Below are 11890 nucleotides of genomic sequence, written 5' to 3'. Positions count from 1 at the left end.
GGTCGAGATTTCCAGCGGTGCCCTCCCCCCTCCTCAGCCTGCTCGTTTCGCCAGTGACAAAGAGGTCCGGGTCCCCAAGGGGTTCGAAACCAAAATTTTTAGTATGCCGCCAGAAGTGAACTACCCGGTCTGCATCACTGCAGCGGCGACCGGGGAAGTCTTTGTTGGAGTCGATGAACAGGGATCACTCGGAGTCAATTCCGGGGGAGGAAAGATCGTTCGATGCGTCGATACAAACAACGATGGCGTGGCTGACAAATACACAACCTTCGCCAAAGTCGACCATCCACGCGGGCTCATTTACGACCAAGGCTCCCTCTGGGTTCTTCACCCCCCAACATTTTCTCTTTTCAAAGACACCAACGGTGACGGTGTTTCTGACTCTGAGACCGTCTTGATTGACGGAATCAGCACGGCAGACGTCGCTGCACGCGGTGCAGACCACACGACAAATGGGATTCAGCTGGGAATCGACGGTTGGATTTACATTGCTGTCGGTGACTACGGCGTCACACATGCACAGGGTCGAGACGGTCGCGTGATCAACAAACGGGGCGGCGGAATCATCCGCGTTCGTCCCGATGGAACTGACATGGAAGTGTACGCCTGGGGGCTTCGCAACGTTCTCGATGCCTGCATCGCTCCAGACCTGGAAATGTTCACTCGCGACAACACCAACGACGGTGGGGAATGGAATGTCCGACTCTCTCAGATCTTCCAGTCAGCCCAATATGGGTACCCTTCGCTCTACATGAACTTCCGCGAGGAGATCATGCCTCCGCTGGCAGACTACGGCGGCGGATCTGGGTGCGGAGGCATGTTCCTCGACGATGCCCGCTGGCCAAAAGGATTCAATTATTCGCTGTACACCTGCGACTGGGGACGCAGTGATGTCACGCTGCACAACCTTCCACAAAACGGACCGATTCGAAAAGACCACAATGAACTGTTCGCTGCACTGGATCGCCCGACAGATATTGACGTCGATGGCAGCGGCCGTATGTACATCTCAAGTTGGAAGAACGGGGGATTCTCCTTCTCTGAAACGAATGTGGGCTACGTGGCACGAGTTGTTCCCAAAGGCCTGAAGGTCGAACCGTTCCCGAATCTGCCAAAGCTCACGGTTGCTCAGGTCGTCAAGCTCCTCGAAGCCGACAATGCCAAGACTCGCCTGCACGCTCAGCTGGATCTGTTGCGTCGCGGGAAATCTGTAGAAGCGACCAATCTGATTACCAAGCTCATTTTGAATCGAACAGCGCAACCCTCAGCGAGAATCGCTGCGATCTTCACGCTCAAGCAGTTGGACCACGTGCAAAGTCACCCGACGCTGCTTCGAGTCGTCTCTGATCGCGACGTTGGACATCTCGCGATGCGGGCATTGACCGATCGTAAGTCGGAAGTGGCCGACCTTCCCGCTGAACCATTCACGGAAGCACTGAAGAGCGGACACCCGCAGTCTCAAATTCAGGCGATTATTTCCATCGGAAGACTTGGGAGAGTGAACCTCGCGGACCATTTGATCTCGTTGACCAAATATACGGGAAGCCTGCCAGCCCACAATGTCGAAGATCCAGCCCGCGTGATTCCGCATCTGGCAGTGCGTGCGCTGTCCGATCTCGAAGCATCGGCTGCCTGCCTGAATGCTCTCAACGGACCATACCGCCAGGGAGCACTGCTTGCACTCCGAAACATTCACACCGAAGCTGCTGTAGCGGGACTCGAAAAGCAACTCAGCATCGAGAAGACCAGCGAAGGCCGCATCGAGATTCTCGCTGCCTTGATTCGCCTCTTCCATACTGAAGGGAAATACGAAAAGAACTGGTGGGGAACGCGGCCTGATAGAACTGGTCCATATTACGATCGCCAGGAATGGGATCTCTCTGATCGTGTCGCGAAAATCATCAAACGCGAATTCGAGGCAGCAGATTCCGCTCTCAAGAGTTCGATCGCCGAACAATTGAAAAAACACGTCGTGGAGATCGATGGGCTCATTCTTCCCGATCAGGCAGGCGAAATGGCAGAGTCAGACATGCCAATCGTCATCCCTCCCGTCGACCCGAACAATATGGATCAAATCGCCAATCAACCGTACGAAGAGGTCATCGCGAAAGTTGTCAACATCACGGGAGACGCTGAGCGTGGAAAACGGATTTTCGAACAGCAATCCTGCGCAGCGTGTCACACATTTGCGAAAGGACAGACTCCGAAGGGTCCGGATATGGTGGACATCACCAAACGTTATCCTCGACCACAATTACTAGAATCGATCCTCAAACCGAGCGCAAAAATCGCTCAGGGATTCGAAACAAACGTCATTGCGACCGAGGATGGACAGATCTACACGGGATTCGTGGTCGGAGAGAGTGCCGATGCAATCCAGGTCCGACAAGGGAACGGAGTCCTTGTGAGAATTCACGTGGACGACATCGATGAGCGGGCCAAGCAGGAAATCTCAATGATGCCTGAGCAAATTGCCGGGAATCTGACACTCGAGCAGCTTGCTGACCTTCTCGCCTATCTGGATTCGTTGAAGAGTTAGACCTGATTCAGCATCACGAATCAATTCGACCTCATGGAGCAGCAGTTTCAAAATTGCTGCTCTTTTTTCATGAGCCTGACGCCGTCTCAGCAATCAATCGAAGTTTTAGCATTCGCAATGACGGGTAATCTGCGAAATTCCAGATGTTCGCGACTCGTTTCAACAGAAACCTGTCTGTAGACAGCCGGAATTTTCATTCATTCGTTGACGGCTTCCATGCCATGTGGCAGCAAAGGGACACAAAAAGGAGGCTGAACTCCGACTTTCACACGACAGTGAGGACAGATCCTTGGTGAAAAGTGCGAGAAAAAGGAACAGGCGTGGGCCTCTCTAGCCGGTTTTGCCTGAATTCGATAATTTCCAGCCAGATGGGGGTTCACGCCTGATACTTACGGAAACGAAGGCGTTTTGAGATCCTCACAGGTCGTAGAGGAGAGGAAGATGGGGAGAGATTTCGAGAATCGCAAAAATGCGATCTTCAAGACGGCAGCTCATAAGTCGAAGCTTTACTCGAAGTACGGTAAGCAGATTTACGTGGTGGCGAAGAACGGCGTCGCCGATCCCGAAGGGAATCCTGCTTTACGCAGCATGATTGAAAAGGCCAAGCGGGACCAAGTCCCTGCCCACGTCATCGAGAAAGCGATTCAGAAAGCTCGTGGAGCTGGCGGCGAAAGCTTCCTCCCTGCCCGTTACGAAGGCTTTGGCCCCGGCGGGTTCATGGTGATTGTTGACTGCCTGACTGACAACAATCAGCGAACGTTTTCCGAAGTGCGTAACTGTTTCACAAAAACAGATTCCAAGCTCGGTACGCAAGGCTCCGTTGCACTCTGGTTTGACCAGTTGGCCGTGTTGCAATTCAAAGGTGACAGCGAGGACAAGGCGCTGGAAGCGCTTTTGAACGCAGACGTTGACGTGAGCGATGTCGAGTCAAACGGTGGGATGATCACCATCTACGCTCCTCCCACAGAGCTTTACAAAGCCAAGCAAGCTCTCGTCGAAGCGTTCCCGGGTCTCGAGCTGGAAGCCCAGGAAATCACATTCCTTCCGCAGAGCCTGAAAGCCATCAGTAAAGATGACATGCCGATGTACGAAAAGTTCATGAACATGCTGAACGAATGCGACGACGTTCAGGAAATCTACCACAACGCGGAACTCCCAGCATAAGCAGCGAGTTTTTCGCGGAACGACAAAAAGCCCTCAAACGATCATTTATTCGCTGAGGGCTTTTTCATTTGTCCCGACGACGAGTTCTCCGGCTTCGTTCGCTGCGCTGTCGATTCCTACGTGGAAGGAAGGGAAGCCTTGTGAACAGCGGTGTCAACTTCGCGAAAAACGAATTGAAGACATCCCACCCAGCTCCTCCAATGAAGTACCCGAGCGAAGCACCTATCACACAACTCAACAGAAAGTGAAACGGAATTTGGAGGAGACTTGAAATCCCGCCCACCATACCAGACGGGCCGGGAATCCTTCCCCATTCGAAAGCGAACGCCGCCAAGAGAGGAAAGCCGAGAAAATATACCAAGGGCCCCAAGAAAAACCCCACGAGCCCATAAAACATCGTTGAGTAATGGTCGAAGTCGTTCATCTGGCTTCCTGACCCAAACTGGCAATAGCCATCAACAAGGGAAACGAGCCCTCTCCAACAAGGCGGTCTCGCTTGTTTCACACCGATTTCACGACTTCATAGACCATTTCTACAAAGTCAGCCTTCCCTTGCTTTACAGATTTCAAACGAAGTGGCGGGGAGATAATTCGTCGTGGTAGAACCGGAGCACCACTCCCGAGAGTGACGGGCGCAACGCTCACAAGAATCTCATCGAGCAAACCCTGATCGTAAAACTGGCCAACCAGTTCGCCGCCACCAACGATCCAGAGATTTTTCCCTTCGGCAGCCCGCTGCATCTCAACGTGAACTGATTCGACGTCCCCTTGTACGAAATGAATGTTCGCCCCTGAAATACTGGGGAGTTCGCGATGGCTGAAAACCCAAGTAGGCTGCGTATACGGCCAAGGCTGCTGCGCATCTGTTCCCGGTTGAATCACATGTTGCAGCAGCCATCTGTAGGTCGAAGCCCCCATCGCGATCGCCCCAATCTGTGCGATGAAGTGAGAATAACCTTCTCCCGGCCCATCGCCAAATTGAAACAGCCACTCCAAAGAGTGATCGCTATCGGCAATAAACCCGTCCAGACTCGCTGCGGTGTAATACTGTGTTTTCATCGATGGCCCATCAAAGAACAGAGACACTCCGACCGCCGCGAGTGTAGCGTTCGCTCATCGACCAGCCTATCGATTCGATTTACGGAGCCGAGATCAGCTTGGGAGTTCCGTAGACCTGAAGCTGATCGTCCGTTTCTCGCAGCCATTGATCCAATCGAACCCGAAGTTCCTGTAACTTCGCCACCGCTTTCGGATCATTGGCGAGATTGTTCAGCTCATAGGGGTCATCTGGAATGTAATACAACTCTTCAGCAGGTCGCTGTTGATAGCGGAAGACCTTCAATTTCGCAGCGGGGTCTGTTTCTGCAGACTTGAGCCAACTATTCCAATAACCAGTATCAGCCTGGACATTCGTCACATGGCTGGTGAACAGGAATTCCGGATGCAGATTCCGAACATACTGCCAACCGTCACTCGTTGTAACGGCACGAATCGGATAAACGTTGTTGTTCCCATCTCCGCTATGAGTCGTGAAAATCAGATCACGATGCGACTTTTCCTTCCCTTCCAGCACGGGCAAGAACGATCTTCCATCCAATCCTTCCGGCGGTTTTCCGCCCGCAACTTCGAGCACAGTCGGGAGGATGTCAATCCAGGAAACCATCGCATCTGTTCGTACATTCTCTGCGATTTTCCCGGGCCAACTCACAATTAACGGCGTGTGGACGCTGTCTTCGTAAAGGTTCCATTTCCCGAAAGGCCACTGTGCCCCGTGATCGCTGGTGTGCAGGAAGAAAGTCTTTTCACCAAGTGTTTCCTGAACAGCGTCGAAAAGGAGTCCAAGGTCACGATCCATATTCTGAATCGCTGCGTGATATTGAGCCCGCTTCTGACGGGTAGTGTCATTATCAACGTGATTCGGTGGGACGACTTGCTGCTCAGGCCGCGGGTCAAAATCCTTTGATGGCCAAGGAACGTGAGGCCAATTGGTCCCAACAAACATCACGAGCGGGCGCTTACTCGTACGTTGTTTGAGCCATTCGACCGCACTGGGAATCGCGACATCCTCGTGATAGTTGTAATGCATCGCCACATCGAAACCCCACTCAGGGGTCTGTGCGTAATGCCCGACCTTTCCGAAAGAGACCACTTCATAGCCCAGATCAAAGAACGACTTGGGGAGACTCGCAATTCCTTCTCGGATGCGTGAATGGTTGGCTTCGGAACCATTACGGGCTGGGTACAACCCAGTCAACAGCGACGCCCGGCTTGGAGCGCAGGATGAAGTCGTCACATACGCCCTATTGAATGTCATCCCCTGCTTTGCCAGTCGTTCCATATTCGGAGTCTGGATATCGGGCGATCCGTAAACAGATGAATCGCGCCAAGTGTGGTCATCTGAAAGCAAAATGACGATGTCGGGGCGGCTCACATTCGGGTCCAGCGGCGGCATGACCCGTTCCACCTTTTCTGTCTTCACACCAATTGCCAAAATCCGTCCATTGAAGGGGAATGGTGGCTTGTAACTGCCGACCGCTTTTCCCTTCATTTGACCAATATGAACTCCTGCAGCAGGCTGCGATGGGAGAAAACCTGACGACTTTGCCTGAGCCACCTGCTTGCCATCGACGGAGAGCGTGATGAAATCCTGATCGAACTCGGCAGTCAGTTCGTGCAGACCGTCGAGCTTGTCCGGGCTCGTCACTTCGATCAGTTCTCCCCGGTTTCTGAACGACAGCATTGGCCGTCCCTCGACAAAGGCGATCGAGTACCCCAGAGCAGCGCCTCCATGCGAAATCACCACTCCACTCAGGTCGGTCCCGTCGATCTTCGCCGTCACGGAGATCTTCCGCAGCGAGACGTCAGGAGGCGTTTTGGCCAGGTGCTCTCCCACCTCGGCCGCGTCGAGGGACAACGACATCACACTGAATATCGTCAAGCACAATTTGATCGCCAAAGTTAGATTTCGAATCACAGATTTCGCCTTCAGTGCCGCCTGCCTGTAAATAGACAGAGTAAAACTTAATACACGAGTGAATCGTGGATATTTTCTCTCACCGTATCAAAGACGGTGACTTCTGTCAGTTCGGGGGGCGGCAGAATGTCACTGTTTCTGACAGAAATGCGATTCAACAGCAGTTCGCCAGTTCGATTTTTTCCGATCAAGCACTGGCCATCGCCCCACAAAAAATGCCGCTCACCCCAAGGGTGACCGGCATTTCGCGAAATCAGCTGACTGCTGCTCAGAAACGGGCTTACGCTTCCTCTGCAAGTTCCTCGAGGTCGTCTTCTTCCGAACGATCCCACCACAGCACAACCATTTGAGTCTCGACGATGATCTCTTCGAGTTCTTCGATCGAGTTCACCATTTGTGCCGTCAGGTCTGGGCAGAACGCTTCAAAGTCTTCGCAGAGTTCGGTCAGGTTCTCTGGGATCTCTTCAAGGATAAACGACAGGGAGTCATCGCTCGCTTCGAAAACTTCAATCCCGATCTGCTCGTGATATACCTTCAATCGCTCGATGATGTCCTCAGTCGACAGACCATATTTCGCCCCATCAGTGCGGGCGATCCGAACAATGTCGAACTGATCTTTACCGTGCGCGACAACCACTTCCACATCGGACTCGAGATCCCCAGCGGTCGTTGGCTTGCCAATGAACGCAATCATGCCCGGCCCAAGTTCCGGACGAATGAGGTCGATCAACTCCCCTGCCTGATCGTGATTCGCAACAACACTCCGAGCAGTGTTATCCTGAACATTGTCTGCGCCGACCGTCGCGAACGACTGTACTGGCAATTTGGAAAGTTCACCCAAGCGGGTCGCTGCAGCTTTGATTGTGGTAATTGTGGACATCAATACAACTTCAAGAGGGATCGTAATTCGTTGTCGTAGAGTCTACTGCGAACAGAATGCATTCACAAATCATGCCCGGAACGCAATCACGAGTTACGTGCCTCGCGATGAATCGAGTTGGTTGATAGCCAATAGGGGAGAATTACTGTCTCGGGGAGCCCATCACTGGAGCGGTCGACAAGAATCCGCCTCAGCGTCTGTGAAAACCACTCTCGATGTTCCTCTGAGAGTCCAGAACCGAACTTCACCGGTCGATCCGCTTCGATTTCAACCTGATAGACCGACTGGTCATTGCTCTTCCAGGACGCCTTCGACACCCGGACAGCCGTCACCGCATTGGCGTCGAATCGCTTTTTCCAAACCAGAAAACCTGCCCCTGTTGCGACGCAGGAGGAGTATTCATCGAGGAACACTTCAACTTTCCCAAAAATTGTCATCAGGGTCGCGAATAAGAACCCCATCCCGACGAGTACAAACGGAGTCAAGAACAGGCACAGGAATAGGGTATCCCATAACCCCATCACCTTGTCATTCATGATCGGTAGACCATCTTTAATTCCTGGTGCAACAAACCAATCTGGAAAGGGCCCGATCAAATTCGTGTAGAGACCGGCAATCGCGACGAACACAAACATTGAAACGATCCCATTCCAGAACAAGCAGAAGAACCCCACCCCAAGGAACGCGGCAAATGATCGGAAGGTCGTCCGAACGACGACCCCTTCCCCAACGGTTTCGACCGTGCAGCGAGCGGGTGGCTCTCGCAGGATCTCTTCAACCGGTTTGCTTCCCTCACGCAGCTCTGCAAGACGTGACAACTTCTGACAATTCGGACAGAGCGCAAAGCCTTCAGTGATGTTGATCGATTCGGACTGGATCGACTCATCGCATTGGGGACATCTGAACATGAAAAGTCTTCTCTCATCGAAGTGTCGTTCGAACCTGAAATCGCGTCACTCACGCCCATTTACAGGGAATCTCTGCCAACCGGCAATATCTGCGGCCTATAGACCTCGTGCTATTTCTATCTGAATTCTACTGAAATGTAGCTCCCAAAATCCCTCTTGAGTGCCTCCCCCATAGCTCCTGAAAGCGAAAGAGCCTCCTAAATGCCGTCTAGTCTTAATTTCATCGTTTCTTAATGGAGTCTTACAGCAGCATAGTCGATCAAAACCTCAACCAGAAACAATCACTACAATCGCTACAATCAACAAAACCTGTCTAAACAACTCACCCCCCCCCCCCAAGCATCCGCAATCACAGCAGCCCTCCTCGTGCCTCGAAACCATCAATTCTCCTCAATACTTCGCTTGGCCTTTTGCAGCATTGCTGCGATTGGACTGCTCACTTCGTTGGCGTTTGGACAGGTTTCCGATGACGAAGAGTACGTAGTCGACCCCTTTGCGACGCCGGACGATCAAGGGCCGCCATTACCGGACAACACGATTCTCCCCGGAAGAATGCGGCTGGACGACTCAAATAGCGTCCCACCCCCGCCATCCACGCTGGACTTCGAACCACCCGATGGGGACACGACAATCGGAGACCTGCTCCGCGCAGGCGACCGTCTTCTGATGCCTAAAGATGGGAAAGAGATCTCGACCGGAGAGAAAAAGAAGAGTGAGTCCAAGTGGTACGACAAGCTCACCGTACGCGGCTATGCCCAATTCCGGGTCAATGGAGTGACGCATGAAGCAGACGATTCCGCTCCTCCGAATTTCGCTGGCGACAGTTCTATCGATGCAGATCGGAACTTCTTCATCCGTCGAGCACGTCTCATTCTATCCGGGGACGTGAACGAACGAGTCGCAGTCTACCTCCAGGCAGACTTCGCCAGCTCCGTCCCCGGAAGTCCCGACTCGGAACTCTACTCTCAAGTGCGAGACTGGTATGGAGATCTTTACATCACCAAAGACCGCGTCCACCGCGTGCGAGTAGGACAGTCTAAAATCCCCTACGGGTGGGAAAACCTGCAATCCAGCTCGCTGCGAATCCCGCTAGATCGTGCTGACGGGACCAACAGTGCTCTCCGCAATGAACGCGATCTAGCAGTCCTGTACTACTATACTCCCGAATGGACTCAGGAGCTTTTCAAGAAACTGATCGACGACAACCTGAAAGGCTCAGGGAACTACGGGATGTTCGGTTTCGGTCTGTTTAACGGCCAAGGAGGTTCGTTGAGAGACCGAAACAATCAGGTCCATGTCGTGTCCCGCTTCACCTACCCGTTCGTTTTTGATAACGGACAGGTGATCGAACTCGGAATTCAGGGATATCTTGGAAATTACGTCGTCCAGGGGTCACCGATCGCACCACTCGGCGTCGGACCAGCAGCCACTCCAATGGGGACCGAAGGTAATGGCGCCGGACGAGGTCAGATCGACCGCCGCATGGCAGCCTCATTCATCATGTACCCGCAGCCATGGGGATTCCAGGCGGAATGGAACGTTGGCCGCGGCCCGGCGTTGAATGACGCTCAGACCGTCGTCGAAGACCGCTCGCTGCAAGGGGGCTACGCCATGCTCATCTACAAACGGGACACCGAGGAATGGGGAACATTCTTTCCATTCGCGCGATACAGCGAGTTCGTTGGGGGACACAAATCCTACCGCAACGCTCCGTACTCACACATGCGAGACTGGGAAGTCGGTTGCGAATGGCAGTTCAACAAAGCTGTCGAACTCACCACTTCCTACCTGTGGGTAGACAGGACCAACCTGACGGCATTCTCCAGCGGCGAATCCTATCGCCCGTTCATCGGGCAGATCGCTCGAGCACAATTACAGATCAATTACTGAGAACAGACGACGCACGTTCACAGCGTAAAAACACGTTGTCTGGCTGACATCACCAGCGCGGGTTGAATCGGTCTGATCTCATCAGCTTCGGGGGATCTGCCAGTCTCCCCACGGGCCATTGAACATACACTTAAGGAGGCAGCTCTCCTCCATTTTCTCAGTATGGTGAAATGGAGTTACTGAATGATGGCTGGCGACTCGAGGAGGCAGTTGCTGCATCTGTTGCCCCTCCGCTGCTAGGCGCTCCCGCAGGAATGTTCTATAAGTGATGATGTCTCGTACCATCACCCTATTATTTCGGGACTCGTAACGAGCAGTTTCCCCATCCAGCGAGTGAACGCCTCGATTCAGGATTGGACGATGTCATCACGACAACAAGTGATTGAGAACCGCACGGGAATGACGCCACCACCCGCAGCATTGCTCATCGGCTTGGCATTCATTCTTGTTCAAATCTCTCCGATTTCCGCTTTGGAGCCGAACGAAAAACTTCCCGTCCGAAAGCTCTCTCGTGCGGACCAGATGGTGTTTCTCGACAAACAGGGAAACGTGCAACCAGTCAACTCGATCTCTGACTGGAAGCAGCGTCGCGCAGAAACGCTGTCTCACATGAACGCAATCCTTGGGACCTTTCCATCTCAAGATCAGCGGCTGGAATTGAAAATTGAAGTCACGAAAGAAACAGACCGCGGGAATTACATCGAGCGTTTTCTCACGTATCAATCAGAACCGGGAGTCCGTGCACCAGGAATCCTTCTCATTCCGAAATCGGCACTCGAAGAAAATTCTCCACAACACCCGGGTGTGCTTGCGCTCCACTCGACGAATCCGCACGGAGCACTGGAGGTCGCCGGACTCGATTCTCCACGGCTAAACAGGGACTACGGACGTGAACTGGTCGAACGGGGATATGTTGTTCTCGCGACGAGCTATCCCCTGCTCGCTGACTACTCGCCGGATCTGGAGGGACAAGGCTGGCGGAGTGGAATGCTGAAAGCAGTCTGGGATAACAGTCGCGCAATGGACGTACTCGACTCACTTCCCTTTATCATCCCGGGAAAGTACGGAGCAATCGGCCATTCACTCGGAGGGCACAACGCTGTTTTTACTGCGTTTTATGACTCCCGCGTTCATGTTGTTGTTTCCTGCTGCGGTCTCGATTCATTCGTGGACTACTACGAAGGGAACCCGGATGTCTGGCAAGCGGGACGAGGTTGGACGCAACAGCGTTACATTCCCAAACTCGCAGAGTACGCTGGGAAACTGGATGACATCCCCTTTGATTTTCAGGAACTCATTGCAGGTCTCGCAGACCGACATGTTTTGATCATCGCACCGACTCGCGATAGCAATTTTCGGGCTGAGAGTGTGGATCGCATCGCAGAGGCTGCCCGCCCAGCCTTTAACCTCGTCACTTCACCCAAGAACTTACAAGTGATTCATCCGGATGGTGAACACGATTTCGTTCCTGAGATGCGGCAACGGGCGTATCTCTTCCTGGACTCCGTTTTGATGTAACGTCTCCTTCCAGTTTT

Annotated in this window: 8 protein-coding genes (1 of these 8 running past the window's edge); 4 read left to right on the top strand and 4 right to left on the bottom strand. The window is 53.1% G+C overall.

The features are described 5' to 3' along the window. On the top strand, nt 1–2539 hold the 3' portion of the coding sequence (locus SH668x_RS08580; RefSeq protein ID WP_437188279.1) for a DUF7133 domain-containing protein. 527 nt of this gene lie to the left of the window's left edge; 2539 of the gene's 3066 nt are visible here — the last part of the coding sequence; the start codon falls outside the window, past its left edge; its stop codon occupies nt 2537–2539. Between the two features lie 441 nt (nt 2540–2980). Then, on the top strand, nt 2981–3703 hold the full coding sequence (locus SH668x_RS08575) for a YebC/PmpR family DNA-binding transcriptional regulator (protein WP_437188278.1): 723 nt from the start codon (nt 2981–2983) through the stop codon (nt 3701–3703). A 501-nt stretch (nt 3704–4204) separates the two neighbouring features. Here SH668x_RS08575 and SH668x_RS08570 read toward each other — a convergent pair. From SH668x_RS08570 to SH668x_RS08555, 4 genes are all read right to left on the bottom strand, one after another. Continuing rightward, nucleotides 4205–4762 carry a dihydrofolate reductase family protein gene (locus SH668x_RS08570; protein ID WP_437188277.1) on the bottom strand — a complete coding sequence of 186 codons (558 nt, stop codon included), beginning with the start codon at nt 4760–4762 and terminating at the stop codon, nt 4205–4207. Nucleotides 4763–4841: 79 nt separating this feature from the next. Next, nucleotides 4842–6623: a sulfatase-like hydrolase/transferase gene (locus SH668x_RS08565; RefSeq protein WP_437188276.1), complete on the bottom strand. Its 1782-nt coding sequence runs from the start codon at nt 6621–6623 to the stop codon at nt 4842–4844. A gap of 334 nt (nt 6624–6957) precedes the next feature. Then, nucleotides 6958–7557, bottom strand: coding sequence for a DUF4253 domain-containing protein (locus SH668x_RS08560; protein WP_437188275.1), 600 nt, complete (start codon nt 7555–7557; stop codon nt 6958–6960). 86 nt (nt 7558–7643) lie between these two features. Beyond that, on the bottom strand, nt 7644–8465 hold the full coding sequence (locus SH668x_RS08555) for a hypothetical protein (protein WP_437188274.1): 822 nt from the start codon (nt 8463–8465) through the stop codon (nt 7644–7646). Between the two features lie 366 nt (nt 8466–8831). Between SH668x_RS08555 and SH668x_RS08550 the strand changes: the two genes are divergently transcribed. Both SH668x_RS08550 and SH668x_RS08545 read left to right on the top strand, forming a co-directional pair. Beyond that, nucleotides 8832–10355, top strand: a complete 1524-nt coding sequence (locus SH668x_RS08550) for a porin (RefSeq protein WP_437188273.1) — start codon at nt 8832–8834, stop codon at nt 10353–10355. 360 nt (nt 10356–10715) lie between these two features. Continuing rightward, nucleotides 10716–11873: an alpha/beta hydrolase family protein gene (locus SH668x_RS08545; protein ID WP_437188272.1), complete on the top strand. Its 1158-nt coding sequence runs from the start codon at nt 10716–10718 to the stop codon at nt 11871–11873. Nucleotides 11874–11890: the final 17 nt, after the last annotated feature.

Origin of the sequence: Planctomicrobium mucosum (genome assembly GCF_051466335.1) — a bacterium.
Lineage (GTDB): Bacteria > Planctomycetota > Planctomycetia > Planctomycetales > Planctomycetaceae > Planctomicrobium.
This window is presented reverse-complemented; position numbering and strand designations above follow the sequence as displayed.